At 65.7% G+C, this 21,263-nt stretch carries 23 protein-coding genes and 1 tRNA gene; 17 read left to right on the top strand and 7 right to left on the bottom strand.

Features of this window, described 5'->3' with window-relative positions; all coding sequences use genetic code 11:
* The first annotated feature begins 4 nt into the window (after nucleotides 1–4).
* The 5 genes from LHU95_RS16620 (at nucleotide 5) to LHU95_RS16600 (ending at nucleotide 5,317) form a co-directional block, all read left to right on the top strand.
* A complete protein-coding gene (locus tag LHU95_RS16620) occupies nucleotides 5–187 on the top strand; it encodes a DUF1674 domain-containing protein (RefSeq protein ID WP_248708078.1) in 183 nt (60 codons plus the stop codon).
* A 53-nt stretch (nucleotides 188–240) separates the two neighbouring features.
* Nucleotides 241–331 (top strand) — tRNA-Ser (locus tag LHU95_RS16615).
* Between the two features lie 88 nt (nucleotides 332–419).
* Nucleotides 420–2,009 (top strand): tyrosine-type recombinase/integrase, encoded by a 1,590-nt coding sequence (locus LHU95_RS16610; RefSeq protein ID WP_349292627.1) that lies wholly within the window; start codon nucleotides 420–422, stop codon nucleotides 2,007–2,009.
* Between the two features lie 465 nt (nucleotides 2,010–2,474).
* A complete protein-coding gene (locus LHU95_RS16605) occupies nucleotides 2,475–3,446 on the top strand; it encodes a hypothetical protein (RefSeq protein ID WP_248708076.1) in 972 nt (323 codons plus the stop codon).
* Nucleotides 3,447–3,598: 152 nt separating this feature from the next.
* Nucleotides 3,599–5,317: a hypothetical protein gene (locus LHU95_RS16600; RefSeq protein WP_248708075.1), complete on the top strand. Its 1,719-nt coding sequence runs from the start codon at nucleotides 3,599–3,601 to the stop codon at nucleotides 5,315–5,317.
* A gap of 511 nt (nucleotides 5,318–5,828) precedes the next feature.
* Here LHU95_RS16600 and LHU95_RS16595 read toward each other — a convergent pair.
* The 5 genes from LHU95_RS16595 to LHU95_RS16575 form a co-directional block, all read right to left on the bottom strand.
* Entirely contained in the window at nucleotides 5,829–6,659 is an 831-nt protein-coding gene (locus LHU95_RS16595) for a sulfite exporter TauE/SafE family protein (RefSeq protein WP_248708074.1), read from the bottom strand.
* A gap of 83 nt (nucleotides 6,660–6,742) precedes the next feature.
* Nucleotides 6,743–7,816 (bottom strand): YeeE/YedE thiosulfate transporter family protein, encoded by a 1,074-nt coding sequence (locus LHU95_RS16590; protein ID WP_248708073.1) that lies wholly within the window; start codon nucleotides 7,814–7,816, stop codon nucleotides 6,743–6,745.
* A 40-nt stretch (nucleotides 7,817–7,856) separates the two neighbouring features.
* Nucleotides 7,857–8,330, bottom strand: coding sequence for a DUF302 domain-containing protein (locus LHU95_RS16585; protein ID WP_248708072.1), 474 nt, complete (start codon nucleotides 8,328–8,330; stop codon nucleotides 7,857–7,859).
* Nucleotides 8,331–8,400: 70 nt separating this feature from the next.
* On the bottom strand, nucleotides 8,401–9,117 hold the full coding sequence (locus LHU95_RS16580) for a cytochrome c biogenesis protein CcdA (protein WP_248708071.1): 717 nt from the start codon (nucleotides 9,115–9,117) through the stop codon (nucleotides 8,401–8,403).
* A 10-nt stretch (nucleotides 9,118–9,127) separates the two neighbouring features.
* Nucleotides 9,128–9,529, bottom strand: coding sequence for a thioredoxin family protein (locus LHU95_RS16575; RefSeq protein ID WP_248708070.1), 402 nt, complete (start codon nucleotides 9,527–9,529; stop codon nucleotides 9,128–9,130).
* A 156-nt stretch (nucleotides 9,530–9,685) separates the two neighbouring features.
* Here LHU95_RS16575 and LHU95_RS16570 point away from each other — a divergent pair, with 156 nt between their 5' ends.
* From LHU95_RS16570 to LHU95_RS16545, 6 genes are read left to right on the top strand one after another with little or no spacing between them, the layout of a single operon-like run.
* The gene (locus tag LHU95_RS16570) at nucleotides 9,686–10,279 is read left to right on the top strand and encodes a TetR/AcrR family transcriptional regulator (RefSeq protein ID WP_248708069.1); all 594 of its coding nucleotides are present in this window, start codon (nucleotides 9,686–9,688) and stop codon (nucleotides 10,277–10,279) included.
* Between the two features lie 16 nt (nucleotides 10,280–10,295).
* Nucleotides 10,296–11,000 (top strand): glutathione S-transferase C-terminal domain-containing protein, encoded by a 705-nt coding sequence (locus tag LHU95_RS16565; RefSeq protein ID WP_248708068.1) that lies wholly within the window; start codon nucleotides 10,296–10,298, stop codon nucleotides 10,998–11,000.
* A gap of 29 nt (nucleotides 11,001–11,029) precedes the next feature.
* Nucleotides 11,030–11,908, top strand: a complete 879-nt coding sequence (gene yghU / locus LHU95_RS16560) for a glutathione-dependent disulfide-bond oxidoreductase (RefSeq protein ID WP_248708067.1) — start codon at nucleotides 11,030–11,032, stop codon at nucleotides 11,906–11,908.
* Nucleotides 11,909–11,961: 53 nt separating this feature from the next.
* A complete protein-coding gene (locus tag LHU95_RS16555) occupies nucleotides 11,962–12,627 on the top strand; it encodes a peroxiredoxin-like family protein (RefSeq protein WP_248708066.1) in 666 nt (221 codons plus the stop codon).
* A gap of 31 nt (nucleotides 12,628–12,658) precedes the next feature.
* Nucleotides 12,659–13,180, top strand: coding sequence for a peroxiredoxin-like family protein (locus LHU95_RS16550; RefSeq protein ID WP_248708065.1), 522 nt, complete (start codon nucleotides 12,659–12,661; stop codon nucleotides 13,178–13,180).
* 7 nt (nucleotides 13,181–13,187) lie between these two features.
* Nucleotides 13,188–13,871, top strand: coding sequence for a haloacid dehalogenase type II (locus tag LHU95_RS16545; RefSeq protein WP_248708064.1), 684 nt, complete (start codon nucleotides 13,188–13,190; stop codon nucleotides 13,869–13,871).
* A 362-nt stretch (nucleotides 13,872–14,233) separates the two neighbouring features.
* Here the strand turns inward: LHU95_RS16545 and LHU95_RS16540 are convergent, their stop codons facing one another.
* Nucleotides 14,234–16,066, bottom strand: a complete 1,833-nt coding sequence (locus tag LHU95_RS16540) for a glycoside hydrolase family 55 protein (RefSeq protein ID WP_248708063.1) — start codon at nucleotides 16,064–16,066, stop codon at nucleotides 14,234–14,236.
* A gap of 12 nt (nucleotides 16,067–16,078) precedes the next feature.
* Nucleotides 16,079–17,803, bottom strand: a complete 1,725-nt coding sequence (locus tag LHU95_RS16535) for a phage tail protein (RefSeq protein WP_248708062.1) — start codon at nucleotides 17,801–17,803, stop codon at nucleotides 16,079–16,081.
* On the opposite strand from LHU95_RS16535, the gene LHU95_RS16530 reads away from it, so the two are divergent.
* From LHU95_RS16530 to LHU95_RS16505, 6 genes are all read left to right on the top strand, one after another.
* Entirely contained in the window at nucleotides 17,802–17,954 is a 153-nt protein-coding gene (locus LHU95_RS16530) for a hypothetical protein (protein WP_248708061.1), read from the top strand. The two genes, LHU95_RS16535 and LHU95_RS16530, sit on opposite strands and share 2 nt — an antisense overlap.
* Before the next feature lie 22 nt (nucleotides 17,955–17,976).
* Nucleotides 17,977–18,276: a hypothetical protein gene (locus LHU95_RS16525; protein ID WP_248708060.1), complete on the top strand. Its 300-nt coding sequence runs from the start codon at nucleotides 17,977–17,979 to the stop codon at nucleotides 18,274–18,276.
* 99 nt (nucleotides 18,277–18,375) lie between these two features.
* Nucleotides 18,376–18,576 carry a type II toxin-antitoxin system Phd/YefM family antitoxin gene (locus LHU95_RS16520; protein ID WP_248708059.1) on the top strand — a complete coding sequence of 67 codons (201 nt, stop codon included), beginning with the start codon at nucleotides 18,376–18,378 and terminating at the stop codon, nucleotides 18,574–18,576.
* Nucleotides 18,577–18,712: 136 nt separating this feature from the next.
* A complete protein-coding gene (gene brxF / locus LHU95_RS16515; RefSeq protein ID WP_248711575.1) occupies nucleotides 18,713–19,162 on the top strand; it encodes a BREX-3 system P-loop-containing protein BrxF in 450 nt (149 codons plus the stop codon).
* A gap of 428 nt (nucleotides 19,163–19,590) precedes the next feature.
* Nucleotides 19,591–20,511 carry a BREX-3 system phosphatase PglZ gene (gene pglZ, locus LHU95_RS16510; RefSeq protein ID WP_248708058.1) on the top strand — a complete coding sequence of 307 codons (921 nt, stop codon included), beginning with the start codon at nucleotides 19,591–19,593 and terminating at the stop codon, nucleotides 20,509–20,511.
* A complete protein-coding gene (locus tag LHU95_RS16505; protein ID WP_248708057.1) occupies nucleotides 20,508–21,224 on the top strand; it encodes a hypothetical protein in 717 nt (238 codons plus the stop codon). The genes pglZ and LHU95_RS16505 overlap by 4 nt, the downstream gene beginning before the upstream one ends.
* Nucleotides 21,225–21,263 lie beyond the last annotated feature (39 nt).

Raw genomic sequence — 21,263 nt, 5'->3', positions numbered from 1 at the left:
GATGATGAGCGAAGAAGAAAAGCCCCCCCTGCCTGCTGGCAAGCCCCGCACCGCGCCGCCTCTGACGAAGCTCAACCGGCCCCTTCATCCGCCCGCCGCCGCAGAGGGCGAGCATGGCGGCCCCGCTGGCCCCGAGCCCACGCGCTACAATGACTGGGAGCGCAAGGGCCGTGTCAGCGATTTTTGACAGGCCAACCCCGCTTGCCCGCTCGGGCAGGGAGCCTTAAGGAGAAGCGCGCTGGATGGGTGGCCGAGTGGTCGATGGCGCGCGCCTGGAAAGTGCGTATAGGTCAAAAGCCTATCGTGGGTTCGAATCCCACCTCATCCGCCAGACACCCCCGCCAGTCCCCAACGACAGACCCAGAAAAGCCCGCTTAGCCGCCAATCTCCCTCTTGAAACTGTCCGCCATAGTCCGCTAATGTCCTTCCTTATCCGCCGATCTATGGGGACTGGTAGGGGACAGAAGGGACGAAGCGGTCGCCTGGGGCGGTTTTCGGGGACTGGCATTCCGCTTTTCGCGGCCCGCCCCAAGCCCAAGGCCGCAGAGCGCCGGTCCCCATCCCCGTCGCCAGTCCCCGAAAACCGAGCGGAGCACCCGACGCCAGTCCCCAAAGACTGCGCGCAGCAGGAGCCGCCGATGCCTCGTCTTGTCCCCGCCCTGACCGCCGCCCGCGTTGCCCAACTCGTACGCGAAGGCACCCCCACGAAGGCTGCGGATGGCGGCTGCCCCGGCCTCACCCTCAAGGTATCCGACAAGGGCCGCGCGTCCTGGGTGCTGCGCTACACCACCCCAGAGGGGAAGCGCGCCGACATGGGGCTCGGCTCCGTGGCGCTGCCCGGCTCGACCGGCGGCGTGTCGCTGGCCGAAGCTCGCCGCCTCGTGGATCAGCACAGCCAGGCCAAGCGGGCCGGGAGAGACCCCCTGCAAGCCAAACGCCAGCGCCGGGCCGACGCCAGCGCCCAGGCCAAGGCCGAGGCGCCCAGCACCACCCCCACCTTCCGCCGCGCGGCCGAGGACTTCATCGCCACGCGCGAAGCCGGCTGGACCAACGCCAAACACGGCGCCCAATGGACGAGCACGCTGCGCCGCCACGCCTTCCCGGCCATCGGTGCCCTTCCGGTGGACAGCATCACGACGGAGCACGTCCTGGCCGCGCTGCGCCCGGTCTGGACCACCACGCCCGAGACAGGCTCCCGCCTGCGCCAGCGCATTGAGGCCGTGCTGGATGCAGCGAAGGCCCTGGGGCATCGCCAGGGCGAGAACCCCGCCCGATGGAAGGGACACCTGGCGCAGCTACTCCCGCCACCGCGCAGGGTGCAGGCTGTGGCTCATCACCCTTCGCTTCCTTGGCAGCGGGTGCCCGCCTTCCTCGCGGTGCTGGACGGCAAGGCCGGCATGAGCGCGGCGTTACTCCGGTTCCTGATCCTGACCGCCTCCCGGTCCGGCGAGGCGCGCGGGGCTACCTGGGGCGAGATTGACCCGGAGGCCGGCGTCTGGACGGTCCCAGCGGCGCGCATGAAGGCGAAAAAGGCGCATCGGGTGCCGCTCGCCGAGCCCGTGCTGGAGATGCTTCGCGCCCGCCGTTTGGCCGCCCAGGTCGAGCATGGCGCCGACGCCCTGCAACGCGACGCCCTGATCTTCCCTTCGCGCGGGGAAAAGGGCCTGCGGCGCCCCGTGTCAGACATGGCCCTCTCTATGCTGCTGCGCGGCATGAGCCTGGATGGGCTGCCGCCCGACGCATTGCCGCGCTGGCGGGATCAGGAAGGCCGGGCCGTGGTGCCGCACGGCTTCCGCTCTACCTTCAAGGCATGGTCGCTGGCCCAGGGCTGGCAGGACCACCTTTCGGAAAGCGCGCTGGCCCACACCGACCCCAACGCGGTCCGCGCGGCCTATGCGCGCGGTGATCTGCTCGAAGAACGCCGGGCGATGATGGAAGCCTGGGCGAGCTTCACCGCAGGCCGGGCGGGCGGCGTCGTGGTGCCTTTGAGCGTAGCGCTTAGCGCATAGGATTATGCGTAATTCGCATGGCTTGGCGTGCGATGGGCGCGGGTGGAGAGGCTTTGCCCCCGCTTCCAATGCCAAGCGCCTCACGCCGTAACCGGCCTCTGTCCTAGCTTCGCGCCGGATGCTGCGCGCCACGCGGCGCCCCCGGCCCCGGGCACGTGCGTCTTGACACCTTGACATGTTGCAGCGATTTCAATGGGTTGCGGGGAGGTCGGCGGCGAGGGGTCCGTGTTTTCCCGCTTGCGGCGGCGCACGCCCGCGTGCATCTTTCCCTCGGATTGCTTCGGCGCACCCGCGCTACCCGGCCGTGCAGACTACGTGCGAACGGGGTGGAAGTAATGCGAGGCCACCCGGCAGCCGCATGCGGCCGCTCCGTGGAAGCAGGGTGCCATAGGCGATGGCGCCCGATCCGTAACTCACGAAGGGGCCGGCACAGCCGGCTCCTTCGGGCTTATGGAGGTCGCTATTATGGTCAAGAAGGAAATCTCCACCACTCTCGAAGTGTCTGCGCCTGCCGCGCTGCTCACTGTCCCCGAGACACAGCGTCGCATGAGCGCCTGCCGCACGGTCGTCTATGATGGGCTCGAGGCCGTACAGAACAGCGCCGCGATGCTGGATACGCTCGACCCCGCTTTGCTGACCCCGGGAAAGCTCGAAGGCCTCGATTGGAAGAGTGGCCTGAAGGTCGCCGATCTCGTCGCCTACTTCGACGGCCACACTCTGACGATCGACCATCCGGAGGAGGGGTGGACCGAAGAGAAGCCGATCCCTCGTTGTCCGGAAGCGAAGGTGCTGGAGGCAGTGAGTGCCTCTGTGAAGGCCGGCAACATCTGGATCACCAGCGGCGCGGCATCCGTTTGGGGCGACACGCCACCTGCCGGCATCGTATCCAAGTCGGCAACCCTGCGCGCACCGCCCGAGCCGATCAACGTCTCATCGCTGACGCCCGAGGCGCTCCCGGATGCCTGGACCGATGGCAAGGCGTCAGTGCATTCGATCGAGCAGGCTGTTGCCGGACAGCGAGGGGTCGTCTCACTGCCGTGGAAGCTGGTGGAAGCCGCGATCACAGGTGCGGTGAACTACGGCTTCATTCGCGTGGTTCCTGGCGGCGTCGCATGGCCCTGCCAACCGCACGAAGCCGCAGCTGTCGAGATCGCCTTGCCGGAAGCGCCGAAAGCCAAGGGCGAGACCAGGGCCAAGGAGTTCGCGGAAGACCAGGCGCCTGGGCCCAAGCCAAAGGCAGCATTCCGTGAAGCCGTGCTGGATAGCAGCCAGCTGAATGAACTGGTCGAGGGCATGGGCGACGTTCTGGCAGCGGCAGGCAATCTGACGCTGCGGTTCCGGCTGGCAGTGGAGTTCGCTGACGGTGAGGTCGCGACCCCAGATGTAGCGGCAAAGCTAGCTGCGGCGCTCGATAAGCACGGTGTGGCCGCAAGCTGATGGCACGGAGCCGGCCATCTGTATCAACCCAGTCGATTCACCTACCGCGGCCGAAACGCTAGCGGGAGGAGCCGGAAAACCTCCACCGATCCATCCATCTCACTTGAGAGGCACCCCCGGTCACGGATCGGACGATAAGGGAGAACGAATACATGAACCGGACAAATTTAGTTAAACAAATCGAAGTACTTAATAAGATGCCCTCCGAGGATTCAGCGGCATGGTTATTGGGTGCCGCTGACGCTGTGGAGTTTATGAAAAAGGACGCACTCGCAGACAACATCGTTATTTGGGCTTCGGCGTCTCATATCTTGATCCATGGCGTGTTGGCACCGACGGAAAAGACGACACCGCCTGACTTCGATGATTTGCGGCGCATGATGGTTTTTCCAGATGCGAGTTGGGGCATTGAACACGTCTCAGGCGGGGGCGAGCCAGACCGTGTCTACCTTACGCCCCCACTGGACAGCCCTGGCTGCAAATCTCTGGTCGGCGGTGAGAAGCTGATCTTTAAGCGTGGCTTCGAAGGCATGAACGACTACGTGCCCCCGATCGAGATCAGTCAGAAGCTTGTGCACAGTCTTCGCCTACACTTCATCGCGGAACGCCACGCTTATTGCAAATTGAATGACCAAGGCGACTTAGAAGACGTCATAAATATAGTTAAGATTCCTAACGGGTGGGGAGATAGAGATGGAACCGCCATCACAATTCGAGCAGAAGAATTCTATGAATACATGATTCTTTCCAAAACAACGCTTATCCGTAAATTTGACTTCACGCGAACAGGTAAAAACTTCTCATCTTGGTCAAACGATAACCGATCAAAAAAGGAAGGTACCGGCCTGTCATATCACTGTGGCAAGGGACCTGCGGCTAGTTTCTGCAATGGCGTCCAGGTTATCGTTCCACCTCTTACTTACGAAGACGTTTTGCTGAAGCATATGAATGAGAGAGAGGGCGTAGGAAAGAAATACGCATCGTTCGTTATTCATGACTGGCGAAACAAGCGCATTTTCGAGACATCCGGCGCGCCAGGAAATTTGACCAACTACTTCACGAAAACCGAAGGGTTGCCGTATGAGGTCTCCCCAGCATTTTTTAGACCAGAGGTATTACATAAGTACAAGGCTGATCCAGAAAAATACAAAATCGAAAATAGATCAATCAGTTGCCGCGGTGCTTGGCACCTAGAGACCTACGACATTAATGCCGAAGGACAGGTACATTCCTACATCATTTACCTCTCGCGGCTACCCTACGAGGAGCAACTTTATTGGAAATCATTTAATGAGCCGCCAAAGGGACCTATCTCGGCCCGAGCCATCCAAACCGATTTTGAGGGGACATGGTCCACCGACTACGATCCTCTGGAAAATCTCAAGCGCCGTGTACGGGCTTTAGATGACTTGGCACCGGCATGGTGGAATCCTCGCAGAGACGGCCTGACTAGCGTCGTACATCTGCCTGCGACTGATTCCGCGGCAGAATGGGCTGACGAGATTCACAAGCTTGACCAAATGCTGGTCGAGGGATTTCAGCCCAGGCCCCTGCGCGAGCTTGTCACCGCTAAAGGTGGAACATTCGAGCAGCCGTGGGGATCTCTCCGCTTGCTCGAAGAAATGTTCGTTGCCGGCGGAATGCCGCCCGCTGACGCGAAGGGCGTGGTCGAGCCGTTAAAGCGGCTCCATGCGCTTCGCACCCCCCTGAAGGGCCACGGCGCGCTCAGCGATCGGAAAGCGCTTGCCGCAGAAGCGAGAACCGAGTTTGGCAGTTTCCGTGCGCATTTCACGCAGCTGGCAGCAGGCTGCGACACCGCCCTGAAACGCATCATCGACGAGCTTCTGCCAGGGTCAGATATAGCCGATTAGGCCAGATTCGACTCTCGCACCGTACCAAAGTGTTCGCTCTCGAAGTACGGATTTCGGGCAAGTGGGGTTCGAACCGGAGCAAGTGCCGACCGCGCTAAAACCGGCCTTTTACCTAGGTTTTTGAGTTCCGTACTAAATTGGCCAAGTCAGGAGGTCCGGAGAGAATTGGCCTCCGGAGAGCGATTTTCGGCCGTCTCCGCGCCAGGCCAGTCAACAGGTCTGGCCTGAAAACCCCAGGAAACCTGCCACTCAGCGCGGCGGTCGGCTTGGCGGAGAGCACGGCTCGTATGGGAACTGGCGGAGGAGGTGCGACCGGATGCGAACGGTCTCAAGGCTGGAGCCTTGGAGAGCAGACCAGCGGACATCGTCGTCCATCGCAGACCTGAGGACTTCGGCGAAGCGACGTGCCTTCGGCGGGAATTTCACATGCACCTCTTAGGCCCCACACGACCGCCATCCGATGTAGACAATTGAGGTTGGTATAATCCGGGCGACCGAGGCAGGTCAGCGTTCATTGCCCGGCCGCCGCGCGCCAAAGAACACGCAGGGCGATGGCGAAAAGGCAAGCGGCAAAGACGCGGCGCAGGAGCGGCACCGGAAGCCGCGATGAGAGGCGTGCGGCAAACGGCGCCACAACGGTGGCTGGGAGGGCCAGCAGGATCGCCGCGCTCAGGCTGACGTAGCCGAGGGAGTCGGGAGGCAGGCCGGGCCTCCCGTAGCCCAGGGCGGCAAAGCCGAGCGTCGCTGGCAGCGCGACCGCGATATTGAAGACGGCGCCGGCACCGACGGCGCGATTGATCGGCGTGTTGAAGAGCCCGAGAGCCGGGCCGCTCAACGTGCCCGCACCTATCCCAAGGGCGGCGGACAACCCGCCGATGGCTGCCGGCGGCAGCCATCCCAGCGGCGGGGCCGGCAGGCCGGAAGCCAGCACGCCGCGAGCACCCGCCATCATCTGGATGCCGAGCAGAGTGGCGACGGCAGCGAAGGCGCCGACCGACAGCGGGGCCGGGATCAGGGGTGCCAGCCCCAACCCGAGCAGTGCGCCCGCCAGGAGTGCGGGCATCCAGGCCCTCAGGATCGGCTGATCGATGGTCCCGGCGGCAGCGTGGGCTGCCGCCGCCGCCAGTGAGGACAGCAGGATCGCCGCTTGCGCGGTGCCGATGGCCAGCGCGGCGCGATCGGTGTCTGACATGCCTCCTGCTGCGAAGACCTCAAGCAGCACCGGCACGGCGATGACGCCACCGCCAATTCCGAGCAATCCGCCGACCACGCCGATGGCCGCGCCAGCCAGGACGAAGGCAAGCAGGGTCCAGCCGCCGTAAGTGAAAAGGATTTCCAACATGCTGACTTGTGCAGCCAGTCGAGAAACGGAACAACCTGGTGGCCATTATCGGCGGTCCGATGTGACGGCGTTGCAATGAGACGTCAGCGTGCCGTGAAGCCGAACATCGGCCGCATCCTGATCCCGATCCAGCAGCCCGGCATCGCAGCGGCGAGCCACACGAAGCCATGCAGGCTGCCCGATGATGCGCCGCCGAGGAAGGCGCCGACATTGCAGCCGAAGGACAGCCGAGCGCCGACGCCCATCAGCAACCCACCCAGCGCCGCCCCGGTGGCACCACGCCAGCCGATCGGCGCGCCGTGCCGCAACCGGCCTTGCCCCGCCGCAGCGAGAAGCGCACCGAGCAGCAGCCCTACATCGGACAGCGAACCGTGCATCGCCAGCATCGGGCCATCGAGCGCTTCCCGCGTCCAGCCGGACGACCAGAACTCGAAGCCAGAAAGGTCCCATCCCAGGGCCTGGACGGCTTGTGCGCCCCAAAGCGTCAGGCCCATCGTGATGCCCCAGGGCGTGCCCGAGACGAGGAACAGCGCCGCGGCGCCTGCCCCAATCGCCGCGCCTGCGAGCAATCGCTCGCGCGATGGGCGCGCCCCACGCAGAACCACAAGCGCGCCGAGGCAGAGCAGCGCCTCGGTCACCACAAGCCCTCCCCAGGGGCCGAGCAGGGCCGGCAGATCGATCTCGCCAAGGCTGGGCAGCCGTAGCGCCGCGGGGAGCATCAGGCTGCCCAGCACCCCGCCGAAGCAGAAAAACGGCAGTGCGACCCACATCCTGCGCGACCCCTGGCCGGCTGCGACCAGGGTGCCGGACCCGCAGCCATTGGTGATCTGCATGCCGACGCCAAAGATCGCGGCGCCTACCAGCAAAGGTGGCCCGATCGGCGCGACGAACCGCCCATAGCCCTCCACGAGCATGCCGACGGGCAGCACGACCAACGCCGCCACCGCGGGCACGACGAAGGCTGCGCCGAGCGTGCGGCCATTACCCTCCGAGAGCAGCGCGCGGAAACCGCCAGCGAAGCCGTAATCGAGCCAGACGAACATGGCGCCAAGCAGCATCGCCACGGCCAGGACCGGCAGAAGCGCCGCATCGCCGATGCCGGAGACGCCCGCAACGGCCAGAACAGTGCCGGCCACCCCGAGCAGGAGGCCCGTCACTTGGACGCGCCACGGCTCGGCCGAGAGCGCGCCCGCCACGCTATTCGGCGGCCTTGCGAACCAGGGTCTCGATGAAGGCCTCGGTGCTGCGCTGGCCCTCGGGCGGGACGGTGACGCCGTGACGGGCAAAGACCCGCTCCGCGATATCCGCCCCGGTGCTGCGGGTGATGAAGGTCCGGCCTTGATCGTCCTCCCACACCAGGACACGCATCGGCAGATCGATGGCGAGCGTCGGGTGGGCGGCCATGCCCGGCGTGCCGGCGCGCGGATTGCCGAACAGCACCACCGTGCGCGCACGCAACGTCATGCCGACATCGCGGGCTGCCGCGGCGTGGTCCACCTCGGTGAAGACAACCCAGCCGGCTTCGCGCACCGCGGCCGCGAAGCGATCGAGCGTTGCGCGGGTCCCATGCGCGCTTGGCGTGGTCACGAGACCGGCTTGCTGCGCATCCGCGGAAAGGCTGGATGCGAAGATCGTGAGCGCCGCGCCGAGGAAGATGGTGCGGCGCCTCATCGGGTGCTGGTAAGGTTCATGGTCGAAGACTCATCCCTGTTCATATTGCACTGCTGCTTCTCGACGCCTCTCAGAATCGAGTGATCAACTCTACCCACCCATCCGGCAGCGCCGCCGTCAGCACCGCCTCTACCCGGCGATCCAGGCCGCTCAGCATGGCCACCCCAACCAGTGCCAGCACGCCGCCCAGCGCCGGCCGGCCCCAGCCCCCCGCCTTGGCCAGATGCCGACGCAACGCCGGCATGGCACTGCGCGCCACTGTGCCAAGCGCCAGAAGCGGCAGGGCCGCACCCAGCGCGAAGGCCGCCATCACCAGAGTCGCCTGCGCCGCTGTCCCGGCCTGGGCGGCGAGGCCCAGGGCCGCGCCGAGCGCGGGCCCCGTGCAGGGCGCCCAGGCCACGCCCAGCACCACGCCGAGCCCGAACTGACCGCCCAGCCCCTGCGCCGGCATGCGCTGCGCCAGGGCGGAGATCGGTGCCATGATCGCTTCGCCCGCCATGGTCAGGCGTGTGGCGAGGCCCGCGACCAACAAGGCGAGGCCCGCCAGCAGCAGCATCACCGCGGACCCGATCCGCAGCACCTCTGGGTCGAAGCCGATCGAGGTCGCCAGCAGGCCAAGCACGACGCCCAGCCCGGCGAAGCCGATCACCAGGCCACCCGCCAAAGCCAACGGTGCCAAGCGATGCTCGGCGGTCGCGGCACCGAGCACGATCGGCAGCAAGGGCAGCACACAGGGCGACAGGCTGGCGAGGATCCCCGCTAGCCCCGCCAGCAACAACGATCCCATGGCCGCGGCCTCAGACGGCGCGGCGGATCAGGTCGCGGATCTGCGTCGCGTCGGTTACGCCGATGATGCGGCCGCGTTCCTGCGTGCCGTTGAAGGCGATGATCGTGGATTGCTGCCGCACGCCGAGGCGGCGAAGCGCGTCCTTCTGTGTGTCGAAATCGACCGTGAGCAGCAGCGCTGCTGCCAGCGCCGGCTCCGCCAGGGTGGCGGCCACATGCGGCGCCTGGGCGCGGCAGGTCGGGCACCAGGGTGCCGTGACTTCGACAATCAACGGCCGACCGGCGGCCTGCGCCGCGGCGAAGGCGGCGTCGGACCAGGGCGCGCGCTCGGCGGCGCGGGCGGTCGAAGCAGCGGCAGCGACCCAGCTGAAGGCGAGAGCCGCCAGCAGGGGGCGGCGGGGCAGGTTCGGCATGGCGGTCTGTCTCCTCAGTGACACGGGCGCACCCGCTCGCGTCGGCTTCGCTGAACTTCGATCGAAGGTTACGCGGGCCGAGCAGAAATTTGGATCTTGCCGGCAATCGCAGATGTTCTAAAACGATCGCTCTAGAATTAGGAATATCGCTTCCTGATGGCACGCGCCCGTGAGTTCGACGACAACGCGGTCCTCGACGCCGCAACCGACCGCTTTTGGCGGCAGGGCTACGCCGCGACCTCGGTGCGCGACCTCGGTGAGGCAATGGGGCTTGTGCCGGCGAGCCTCTACAACGCCTTCGGCAGCAAGCACGCGCTTTTCGCGTTGTGTCTCGACCGCTACCTCGACCGGAACATGCGCGAACGGATCGAGCGCCTGGAAGCGAGGCAACCACCGCGTGTGGCCATCGAGACCTTCCTGAACGAGATCGTGGCGCGTTCGCTCGCCGATCCGCGCGGCTGCCTGCTCGTCAATTCGGCGCTGGAAGTCGCCCCGCATGATGCGGAGATCGGCGCCGTCATCGCGGCAAGGTTGGCGGAGCTGGAAGCCTTCTTCCATCGCTGCGTCATCGCCGGGCAGCGCGATGGCAGCATCACCGCAGCGCCCTCGGCGCGCGACCTCGCGCGGCTCCTGCTGACCACGGTGATGGGCCTGCGCGTGCTGTCACGCGCCAGGCCGGAGCCTGCCCTGCTGCGTGGCGCCGCGCGCCAGGCGCTGACGCTGCTCGATCCACCAGCCTGCGCAAACTGACACAGGAGACGCCGCCATGATCCGCTTCTATTTCCACCCAACCCCCAACCCCGCCAAGGTCTCGCTGTTCCTTGAGGAAACCGGGCTGCCCTATGAGGTCGTTCCGGTCGATACCAGCAAGGGCGAGCAGCATCTGGCCGCCTTCCGCGCCGTCAATCCCAACGGCAAGCTGCCGGCCATCGTCGATACGGAGGGGCCGGGCGGCAGGGAAGCGCGCGTCTTCGACTCCACGGCGATCCTGCTGTACCTCGCGGAGAAGACCGGCAATCTGCTCGGCACGTCGGAGGATAGGCCGGAGCTGCTCTCCTGGCTCGCTTTCCTCGGCACCGGCCTTGGTCCCTTTTCCGGCCAGGCGGTGCATTTCCAGTTCGCCGCGCCCGAGGGGTTGGACTATGCGCGCAACCGCTACCGGCGCGAGGCGGAACGCCACTACCAAGTGCTGGAAGATCATCTGGCCGGGCGCGACGTCATCGTCGGCGACAGCTTCACCATCGCCGACATCTCCGCCTGGGGCTGGATCGACCGGGCGTCGCGCGTGCTGAAAGGCGATGGCGATCCGCTCGCGGCCTATCCGAACATCAAGCGCTGGTTCGCCGCTATCGACAGCCGCCCCGCCGTGGCGCGCGCGAGGGCGGTCGGGCAGGACCATGAGTTCAAGAAGGTGCAGGACGAGGAAGCCCGTCGGCACCTGTTCCCGTCCAACTATCCACCAGCTGCGTAGATCCACCCCGAGCGCGTTTGGAGGCGAACATGGCAGATACCCCAGCATATACGCCACCGAAGGTCTGGACCTGGGCCAAGCCCAATGGTGGCGCCTTCGCGAGCATCAACCGGCCGATTGCAGGCCCGACGCATGACAAGGAACTGCCGGTCGGGCGACACCCGCTTCAGCTTTACTCGCTGGGCACGCCGAACGGGGTGAAGGTCACGATCCTGCTGGAGGAGTTGCTGGCGCTTGGCCACACCGGTGCCGAGTATGACGCCTGGCTGATCAAGATCGCCGATGGCGACCAGTTCGGCTCGGGGTTCGTGGCGGTCAATCCGAACTCCAAGATCCCCGCTCTGCTGGACCAAAGCGGACCGAAGGCGATCCGGGTGTTCGAATCAGGCTCGATTCTGCTCTATCTAGCGGAGAAGTTCGGCGGGTTCCTGCCGACGGACATCGCTACCCGCACCGAGGCGCTGAACTGGCTATTCTGGCAGATGGGTAGCGCGCCTTATCTGGGGGGCGGCTTCGGCCATTTCTACGCCTACGCGCCGATCAAGATCGAGTATGCGATCGACCGCTTCGCGATGGAGGTGAAGCGGCAGCTTGATGTGCTCGACCGGCGGCTGGCCGAAAGCCCGTACCTCGCCGGAGACGACTACACGATCGCCGATATCGCGGTTTTCCCTTGGTATGGCGGCCTGGTGAAGGGCTGGTCCTATGGCGCGGCGGAGTTCCTGAGCGTGCAGGACTACACGCATGTCCAACGTTGGGCAGAAACCATTCTCGCGCGGCCGGCGGTGCAGCGCGGACGCATGGTGAACCGGGTGCGCGGCGAACCGCATGAGCAGTTGCTCGAACGCCATGACGCCAGGGATTTCGAGACCAGCACGCAGGACAAGATCGCGGATGCGCCGACGTGAGCGCCGCCCAGCGCCGCCACCTCCGCTCTGTCTAACCAAGAAGGACCTACCCTATGACCGAGACACTCTCCGAGCAGCTTGAATCCTATGGGGCTGGCTGGCGCGCCCGCGTTCCTACCGACCGCCAGGCGGTGATGGACGGGCATGTCGCGCACCTCGCCGCCAGCGGCATCGCAAAGACCGCAAAGCAGGTCGGTGACCGCGCCCCCGCCATCCAGCTGAGCGACCAGCATGGCGCCGAATTCGACGTGGCAAGCCTGCTCACCAAGGGAGCCGTCGTCGTCACCTTCTATCGCGGCGGCTGGTGCCCGTTCTGCAACATGGAGTTGAAGGCCTACCAGGCGGTGTTGCCGCGCCTCGCCGCGGCCGGCGCCAGCCTGGTCGCCATCAGCCCGGAGAAGCCGGATGACGTGGCTGATACCGCGACGAAGAACGAACTGAGCTTTCCCGTGCTCAGCGACATCGGCCACACGGTCGCCAAGGCCTTCGGCGTCCATTACGCCTTCACCGCCGAGGTCCGCACCGTCTACGACGGCTTCAAGCTCGACATCCCCGGCAAGAACGGCACACCGGACGACTGGTCGCTGCCGCTGTCGGCGACCTATGTCATCGGCAGGGATGGGACGATCCTCTTCGCCGATACGCGCACCGATTACCGCGAGCGCACCGACCCCGAAGAGATATTGCGGCTGCTCGAACACCGGGCTGCGGCCGAGTGACGTTTCATCACGCGACAAGGAGCCCTGGATCATGACCCACACCACGAAGCTTGCCGCCGGCGCGGCCTTTCCCGCGATCACCGTGCCGCGCCTCGGCGGCGGCGAAATCGCGCCGGCTGCGACCGCGGGCTGGCGCCTGCTGATCGTCTATCGCGGCAAGCATTGCCCTCTCTGCAAGCCCTATCTCGGCACGCTCGATAAGCTGCTGGAGGAGTTCGAGGCCGCCGGCGTCTCAGTCGCCGCCATCTCCGCCGATCCGGAGGAGAAGGCTGCGGCCGACCATGCCGAGTTCGGCTGGCGCTTCCCGCTGGGCTACGGGTTGACCGTCGCGCAGATGCAGGCGCTGGGCCTGTATATCTCCAACCCGCGCTCGGCCCAGGAAACCGACCGACCCTTCGCCGAGCCCGGTCTGTTCCTGATCAACCCGGCGGGCGAAGTGCAACTGATCGACATTTCCAACGCGCCCTTCGCGCGGCCGGACCTCGCGGGTATCGCCCGCGGCGCCAAGCGCATCCAGGAGATGAACTACCCGATCCGCGGCACGCTGGTCTGATCGCGCCATGCTGACCGGCATCCGCGCCTGCGTCTTCGATGCCTACGGCACGCTGTTCGATTTCGCTTCGGCGGCGGCCGGCTGCGCTGACGTGCTGGGCGACAAGGCGGGTCCGCTGACCGCGCTTTGGCGCGACAAGCAGCTGCAATACTCCTGGCTGCGCGGGCTGCAGGGCCGCTACGTGCCGTTCTGGCAGGTCACCGGCGACGCCCTGGACTTCGCGCTGGAGACACTTGATCTCCCGGCAGACGGGCCACTGCGCGAGCGTCTGATGAATCTGTACCGCACGCTCGGCACATTTCCCGAAGTGCCTGGCGTGCTCCGCGCGCTGCGCGAGGCAGGCTTTGCCACCGCCATCCTATCGAACGGCTCGCCGGACATGCTGGCAAGCGCGGTGGAGGGCGCCGGGCTCGCCGGGGCCTTCGATGCGGTGATCTCGGTGGATGAGGTCGGCAACTTCAAGCCGGACCCTCGGGTCTATCAACGCGCGGTCGACCGGCTCGGTGTCCCGGCGGAGGCTATTGCCTTCCAATCCTCCAATGCATGGGATGCGCATGCAGCGTCAGCGTTCGGCATGCGCGTGGTGTGGTGCAATCGCTATAGCCAGCGGCGCGAACGGCTGCCCGGGATACCGGACTACGAAATCCGTAGCCTTGCCGAGCTGCCGGCATTGCTTGCGACACAGGGATAGCGCCGAGATCGGCGATGCGGCGGCGTCGCCCACCGCAGTCGCTATCGAAGCCCGGATTGCTGGTTCTCTGGCTTCACCCTCGCGAGGCGGACCCGGCGACGCTTGGCTGATCTACGGATCGCGGAACGTGACCAACGTGGCGCAGCTTGCTTATGCTCTCGGTCGATGGGGACCCGGACCCGAAGCGCGGGGACCGCCGGAGACGCTGCACGAGGGGCAGATCGAGAGCGGTGGTGGGAATGGCGGCGAACCCGCTGGTGCCCACCAGGCTGGCCGTCATAAGGCCGGCCGAAAGGGATGGAGCGTGCCCAGCATGATGGCACCGCTGGGCACGCTTATCCTCCCCTCGCACGCTGGCCAGGTCACGGCACCCTTCGCTTCATCACCTGCACTGACAGCGGCGCCGCGGCGAGATCCACCGTCGACGCGCTGACGTTCCTCGCGGTGACCCGGACGCTGTTGTTCGACCACACATGGCAGTCGAGCACGAAGGCGATGCTGCTCGTGTCGAGCGACGCATCGGCAAAGTCTCCCCGCCGCGCGCCAGGCACGGTCACGTCGATGTTCGCCGTCGCGCCTGCCGTGAGGCTCGGCAGGTCCCAGGTCGTTTCCAGCGCCAGGCTGCGCGTCCCGATCGGCACAGAGGGGCAGGCATAGAGCACCGCGGGCGCCGCCTCCGGCAGCCCGAACAGCCGCAGCGCCTCGAGCTCGATCTGCCCGTCAAAGCCCACGATGCCCACCTGCGCGAAGGCTACGCCCGCACCCACCCGGATCGTCTGCCGCCGGTTCAGCGATGCGTCTGCCATCACCGCGCCGGCGTTCCAGCCCTTCGCCGGCGCGTTCCACTGCACGGTGGTGCCGGAGGCCAGCACGTCGCCGGCGATGTTCTCCCGCACATTCGCCGCGCCATCGAACACCCGCACAAAGAGCCGCCCGCCATCGACGCCGCCCACCAGCCAATGCGCCAGCGCGAACTCCTTCGCCGAGGAGGTGTCCACCACGAAGGCCATGCCGCGGTTGGCGTCCAGCAGCAGCCCACGCGCCGTCGCCGCGATCCCGTCCAGCCCGTTGAAGCACAGCCCCGCCAGTGTCGTCGCCGCGGTGGTGGAGGTCGCCAGCGTCGCCAGCTTCTCAACGCCGATCTCGGTGCCGCTCTGGCGGAAGGCCGCAGCGCGGAGATTCGGCACCGCCTCCAGTACCCGCAGCAGCCGCGAGGCCGGCGCGCGATGGCGGTTGATCACCGCATTGCCGGCCCGATCCGCGGTCGTGGCGTAGTCGATCCGCACGGCATAGGTGTTGGCCCACGCCACCTCGTACTCGCAGTCGGTGGCACTGCCGGTGTGCCGCGCCACGATCGGCGAGCACGCCTCCATGCGCAGCGCGCGGCCGATGATGGCCGTGCCATCCGTCTCGTTCAGGAACGGGATCGCCACATTCGGATCGAGTTGCCGCAACTCAAAGTTCGGCCCATCGAAGACGTGCCGGTTGTGGTTGTTGTAGCCGCCGGCGCCGCGCGAGAAGCGGATGCCGTAGCGGTCGATGGTGGGGTTGATGCCGGTGGCGAGGGCGAAGTGCCCGCCGTAGTATCGGATGGAGGTGTTCCACGCCGTCGCCGTCTCGGCGCGGATGTCGAGGCCGTAGCGGTTGTTCAGGATGCGCAGCAGGTGGAAGGTGCTGTCCTCGACGCCGCGCCCGTCGCCCAACGTGCGCATCCCGATCGTGAAGCCAGAGACCAGGCGAAGCTCCACCACCGAGGCGTCGATGTTGCGGACCAGGATGCCGATATCGGCCTCGGAGGCCCAGTCGGATTGCGTCTGCCTCACCACCTGCAGCCCGGCATAGAACTTCTCGCCGTTGCGGGTCGTGCCGCCATCGCCGAGCGTCAGCACCGTGGCCGGCGCATTGGCGGCGCCGGTGTAGCGGATGACGCCGCGCATGATCAGCCCGCGTGCGCCACCGCCGAGGGTCACGCCGCTGCCCACGTTCCAGGTGCCTGGCGGGATCACCGCGAACTTCTGGTCGGCCGACGCCCGGTCAAAGCAGGACTGGATGGCGGCGCGATCGTTCGCTACGCCATCGCCCAAGCCCCCGAAGTCGGTGGGAAGCACAGCCTCGCGGTCGCGGAGGTACTTCGCGAAGTCGCTCTTGTTGAGGTTGGCGTTGAGGACCAGCAGGTCATCGATGCGGGCCGGCATGGCGTTCTCCGATCAGAGGGCTGTGGCGGTGACCGGGCCGGCGAAGGCGGAGACGTTGCCCTCGGCCGAAACGCTGCGCAGCCAGTACCAGCGGGTCTGGCCGGTGGTGAGGCCGGTGCGATCCCAAGGGAGTGCTGTCGGCTCGGCGGCCAGCTTGGTTGCGGCGGCAAGGCTGGCGCTGCTGGCCTCGAACACCTGCAGCCGCACCCCGTCCGCGGGAAAGCCGCCGGACAGTCGAACCCCGCCAGCGATGCCGGTCGCGGTGGGTGCCGAGACGGCGGCCGGGACCAGCGCCTCGCGCCAGCCCGACACCGCGCCGCTGCGCGCCTGCGCCCGCACGCGGAATGCCGTGGGCTCCGCGGTGGTGATGGCGACGGCGGTCGCGCCGAAGCCGCCCGCATAGCCCTGCCAGATCGCAATCGAGGCCGGCCGGAACTCGATCTCGTAGCCCGCGAGATAGGCGGAGCCCACGGCGGTCCAGGAGACGGCGATCGCGGTGAATGATGTCCCGAGCGGCGTCTCCACCACGATCGCGGCAGGCGCGGCGATCACGCCCGGGTTCGGCAGCACCACCGAGGGGTTCTGCCCCGTCGCCCGCTCATCCGTCGCCGGGTTCCAGGCCCAGACCGCGGGATCCTCCTCCGCCAATTGCAGGTTCACCCCGCCATCTGGCGCCAGCGCCCAGCCGGTCACGCGGGCCGGAAAGGGCGTGAGCCGTTCCAGCGCCACCGTCACCCCATCCCAGGGCCGCAGGCGCAGCGCCGAGAGGTTGGCCTGCATCGCCACCTCGCGCTGGCGGCGGTTGCGCTCCAGCTCGATTTTCATCAGGCGCTGGACGGTGGCGGCCGAGGTGGTGAGCGGGAACTCCATGTCGCGGTAGATCGCCTCGCCGCCATCCTCGGTGACGTAGTTGCTGGCGAGCAGCGGCGGCGCGTCGGTCGGCTGCCAGGCCGCGGCCGGCTCGACATAGACGGCGCGCACCCCGTTGAAGAGATCCCGTCGCGGGCGGGAGCCGACGATGGTCACGTCGCCACGCAGATCGTCCGAGGTGAGGGTCGCCGCCGGCAACGCCGGCGCCCCCGCGTGGATGTAGAAGCGCCCGCCCGAGACCACCAGCGCGCCCGCCATGGCAGCGACGAGCTTGCGGGTGATGGCGATCTTGCCCTCGCCCAGGGTGACGGCGCCGTTGACGGTGTAGCGGCGCTCGGCGGTGCCATCGCGGCGGCCCATGATCTCGTCGCAGATGTTGGCCGCGGCCATCAACGCTGGCAGGTCGATGTCGGCCCAGGCGGCGCGCCAGCCAAAGGGCGAGGTCAGGTACCAGGCCAGGCACAGCGCCGGATTGTCGGACCAGCCGGTGGCGCCGGTACGCGGATCCATGATGGTGTCGGCGCCCTCGACGATGGCGGACAGCCGCGCCTCGACACCGGCGTCGGCGCCGCGCGCATCGATGGTGATGCTCTGGTTGATCACCGGCCCGCCCGGCGCCATGCCGTTGGGCAGCACCGTGCCGCTGCGGTTCGGCACGAACCATTCGGGGCCGCGCTCGCCCACGATGTAGGGCTGGCCGCCCGCGACCGGCCCGCCCTCGGCGCGGAACAGCCCGCCCAGCGCCGAGCCGATGCCGGAAAAGATGGAGCCGAAGTCAAAGCCGCCCAGGCTGGAGGTCGGCGCGCAAGCCAGTGTCGAGGGCGCCGCAGCCTGGGCCGCCGGCACCACCTGCGCCACGGCGACCATGGCCGGCCTTGATCTCGACATGCCGGCGGCGCTGACCACCGCCCGCGAGATGGGCGCCTCCGGCTGGGCCGCCGCCGAACTGCTGCTAGCCATGCGCATGGGCCTCGCCGCCGGCAGTGCCGCACGCCGCGTGGATCCCCCTGGACCCTGACCACCACACCGAAGCAGGAGGCGTGACGCATGCCACCGCCACGAACCAAGGCCCCTCGGCTGCGGACACCACGCTGGTGAAGGCTGTGGCCCGGGCGTTTCGGTGGCGGCGGATGATGGAGGCGGGTCGCTACGGCACGATCGACGAACTGGCGGCCGCCGAGAAGATCAACTCGTCTTACGTCTCGCGCCTGCTGCGCCTCACGCTGCTGTCCCCCGCCATCGTGGAGGCGATCCTGGACGGGCGGCAGCCGGATGGGATGACGCTGCCTGGGCTGATGGAGCCGTTTCCGGTGGAGTGGTGGCAGCAGCCGACAGCATGAAAGGGCCTATTGGCAATGTAAATTTCAACCTGTCCGACAAAACCGGGTTGTGGTTCCGGCCAAAATGGCCAATCCTCGGGCTGTCTCCGGGGATTGGAAATGCTGACGCTTACCGCGAAGGAAGCGAAGTACGGATTTGGCCGGCTGATCGATCTGGCGCGTGCCGAACCGGTCATCGTTGCGAAGCATGGGCGCCCGGTTGTCGTCGTGATGGCCATCGAAGAGTTTGGCCGACTGAAGGCGATTGACGACGGTAAGTCGCCAGCGGACCACCCCTCACGACCTTCCCCCAAAGCCTGACGATGGCTTGGTCCAGAGGCCTTGATCCGGTGTGCCTGGCGCATGTCGTTCTTCCAACAGACTCTAGTACTGTCGATAGTGCACATGTCTTTGCTGACAGTGTCTCGGCGAGCGCGGGGGCGGAAGCGTGATCGACATGCTTGACCGCCTCGTCGATGACATTGCCAGCCTAAACAGCAAGCTCGTGCTCTTGGTAGGTCCGCCAAGATCCGGCAAGACCGATCTACTTGCTCAGCTATCGGAGCGCAGGAACGTGCCGGTTTTGCGTGTTGGCGCGACGCTAGGCCGCCAGTTACTCGCAATACCCAGCACGCAGCGGCACTTGCTTGCTCCGGATCTACTCAAGCAGTTGGCTGACGAGGCTGCGAGCCGCGGGCTCCTGCTTTTGGACAACATCGAACTGCTGTTCGATGGCGCCCTGCGGCTCAGTCCTTTGGACCTATTGAGGCGATATGCGCATGCGCGTCGTGTCGCTGCAGTTTGGCCCGGAGAGCTCCGGGACGGGCGACTTTCCTACGCCAGTGCGGGCCATCCAGAACATCAGGACTACGGCGTCGAAGGCCTGGTCCCGTTCAAAATTCAATAAAGGGAAAGACTGGATGCCGATGCGCTATGGGGATCTGATTCAGTTCGAGCCGATCGAATCGGTCATTCAGCTGCTCGACGCCAACCGCCCAGCCGAAGCGAAGAAGCTGGTTTCGACCTACGTCATTTCCGATGACATGGCCGAGCGGATCGCAAAACTCATGATCCCCCAACTCTCATTCGATGAAGCGGTAGACCACAAAGGTGTTCTCATCGTTGGCAACTATGGCACCGGTAAGTCGCACCTTATGTCGGTGCTTTCGCTTGTTGCAGAGGATGCTGCCTATGTCTCGATGATCCGGCACCCCCGGGTCGCGGAGGCTGCCGCTGCGATCGCTGGGAAGTTCAAGGTTCCACGGTCTGAACGCAGCCATCGCAGCGCCACTTCTACAGCAGCTCCGGCAGCTGCAGCGCGACGCCGACGAGCGTTTGAAGGGCTGGCTTTTCGCTCATTTTGCCGACCTGCCGTCTCTCCCAGCCGCGAAGGGGCCGGTCATGGTTCATCACGTGCCTCGGTTTCTTTCGTTGCGCCGCAACGCCGGGGAGGAGCGCATCGCGCTCCTCGTGTTCGACGGCCTCGCGATGGACCAGTGGATCCAGATCCGCGAGTACCTGGCAGAACGCGTTCCTGGATTTACAGTGGATGAGGGGGCGTGCTTTGCGTGGTTGCCTACACTCACATCGGTCTCGCGGCAGGCATTATTCTCCGGCCTTAAGCCGCGCGAATTCGCAAGTTCCATCGATACCACCTCGCAGGAGGCATCACTGTGGGCGCGCTTTTGGCAAGACAACGGCCTGCGTAAATCGGAAGTCTTTTATCAGAAAAGCCTTAAGCGAACTGAGCAGTTGCCTGAGCTGGAGGCCGCCATTTCCAGGCCGACCACGAAAGTCGCCGGCATAGTCATCGACATGATCGATGAAATCGTCCACGGGGCGATGTTGGGCAAGCGAGGCATCACCGGTCAGATTGGCGCGTGGTGCGACACCGGCTTCGTCGAGACGCTACTCCTCCTGCTCGCTGAGCACGATTATCAGATCTATCTCACCGCGGATCACGGCAACGTCGAGGCGAAAGGGATCGGCCGGCTTAGCCAGGGAGTCGTATCAGAGATCAGGGGCGAGCGAGTACGAACGTATCGCAGCGAAGCCCTCGCGGCATCGGTGCCAGCAGAATTTGGTGCCCTTCGATTTGATATCCCTGGACTACCTCCCGACTTCTTGCCGCTATACGCCCGGACCGGGGAGGCATTTGTTCCAAAGGATGATCAGATTGTTGCGCACGGCGGACTTTCGCTGGAGGAACTGGTCGTCCCGTTCGTAAAAATAAATTTCATGCGAGATGCTTCATGAGTTCGTCTGTAAGTCAAATTGGATTCGACCGTTTCATTCAATTGGACTGGGCCGCAGGTGCACTTCGCGTGAGGGCTGGCATTGCGGCACTTGATGACCTTACCGGGCTTCTAGATGCGTCGCATGTAGGTCTCGCTGCCAAGAAAAAGACCCGAACGGTGCTGAATCGGTTGTGGCTAGAACCACGCCAGGACTTGGTTCAGTTCGCAGATCGAGGTGTACAAATCTATCGACAGGAACCCGGCACTTCCATTACCGCTCTTACATGGGGCATGGCCATCGCCACGTATCCCTTTTTCGGGAAAGTGGCTGAGATCGTGGGTCGGCTGACAGCGCTGCAGGGCGATTGCACATCTGCAGAGGTTCACAGGCGGATGGCCGAAATCTACGGTGAGCGTGAAGGAACTCGTCGTATGACGAACATGGTTCTCCAGTCTCAGGCGCACTGGGGCGCGATCGAGAGAATGAACCAGGGCAAGCGGATTGTTCGCAGCAATGAGATTGATCTGCACGGATCGGCGGTTGCTGCGTGGCTTGTCGAGGCGTGCCTGAGAAATGCCGGCCATGCGATGAACGTCGCCAATATCGACTCCGCTCCGATCATTTACCCGTTCGCGCTTGGCAGCTCGACCTCATACGTCCTGTCGATGTCTCGAGCGCTCGAAATGCGGGTGGATAGCACCGGCAACCGAGTCATCGGTCTGGTGAACTGACTGAGCGGCCAGGCAAAAAATCCGAACCGATTGCAGTGC

The organism is Sediminicoccus sp. KRV36 (genome assembly GCF_023243115.1).
Lineage (GTDB): Bacteria > Pseudomonadota > Alphaproteobacteria > Acetobacterales > Acetobacteraceae > Roseococcus.
This window is presented reverse-complemented; position numbering and strand designations above follow the sequence as displayed.

Coding starts and splice junctions, on each gene's coding strand:
- LHU95_RS16620 (WP_248708078.1), top strand. CDS start 5: ATGAGCGAAGAAGAAAAGCCCCCCCTGCCTGCTGGCAAGCCCCGCACC.
- LHU95_RS16610 (WP_349292627.1), top strand. CDS start 420: ATGTCCTTCCTTATCCGCCGATCTATGGGGACTGGTAGGGGACAGAAG.
- LHU95_RS16605 (WP_248708076.1), top strand. CDS start 2,475: ATGGTCAAGAAGGAAATCTCCACCACTCTCGAAGTGTCTGCGCCTGCC.
- LHU95_RS16600 (WP_248708075.1), top strand. CDS start 3,599: ATGAACCGGACAAATTTAGTTAAACAAATCGAAGTACTTAATAAGATG.
- LHU95_RS16595 (WP_248708074.1), bottom strand. CDS start 6,659: ATGTTGGAAATCCTTTTCACTTACGGCGGCTGGACCCTGCTTGCCTTC.
- LHU95_RS16585 (WP_248708072.1), bottom strand. CDS start 8,330: ATGAGGCGCCGCACCATCTTCCTCGGCGCGGCGCTCACGATCTTCGCA.
- LHU95_RS16580 (WP_248708071.1), bottom strand. CDS start 9,117: ATGGGATCGTTGTTGCTGGCGGGGCTAGCGGGGATCCTCGCCAGCCTG.
- LHU95_RS16575 (WP_248708070.1), bottom strand. CDS start 9,529: ATGCCGAACCTGCCCCGCCGCCCCCTGCTGGCGGCTCTCGCCTTCAGC.
- LHU95_RS16570 (WP_248708069.1), top strand. CDS start 9,686: ATGGCACGCGCCCGTGAGTTCGACGACAACGCGGTCCTCGACGCCGCA.
- LHU95_RS16565 (WP_248708068.1), top strand. CDS start 10,296: ATGATCCGCTTCTATTTCCACCCAACCCCCAACCCCGCCAAGGTCTCG.
- yghU (WP_248708067.1), top strand. CDS start 11,030: ATGGCAGATACCCCAGCATATACGCCACCGAAGGTCTGGACCTGGGCC.
- LHU95_RS16555 (WP_248708066.1), top strand. CDS start 11,962: ATGACCGAGACACTCTCCGAGCAGCTTGAATCCTATGGGGCTGGCTGG.
- LHU95_RS16550 (WP_248708065.1), top strand. CDS start 12,659: ATGACCCACACCACGAAGCTTGCCGCCGGCGCGGCCTTTCCCGCGATC.
- LHU95_RS16545 (WP_248708064.1), top strand. CDS start 13,188: ATGCTGACCGGCATCCGCGCCTGCGTCTTCGATGCCTACGGCACGCTG.
- LHU95_RS16540 (WP_248708063.1), bottom strand. CDS start 16,066: ATGCCGGCCCGCATCGATGACCTGCTGGTCCTCAACGCCAACCTCAAC.
- LHU95_RS16530 (WP_248708061.1), top strand. CDS start 17,802: ATGGCCGGCCTTGATCTCGACATGCCGGCGGCGCTGACCACCGCCCGC.
- LHU95_RS16535 (WP_248708062.1), bottom strand. CDS start 17,803: ATGGTCGCCGTGGCGCAGGTGGTGCCGGCGGCCCAGGCTGCGGCGCCC.
- LHU95_RS16520 (WP_248708059.1), top strand. CDS start 18,376: ATGCTGACGCTTACCGCGAAGGAAGCGAAGTACGGATTTGGCCGGCTG.
- brxF (WP_248711575.1), top strand. CDS start 18,713: ATGCTTGACCGCCTCGTCGATGACATTGCCAGCCTAAACAGCAAGCTC.
- LHU95_RS16505 (WP_248708057.1), top strand. CDS start 20,508: ATGAGTTCGTCTGTAAGTCAAATTGGATTCGACCGTTTCATTCAATTG.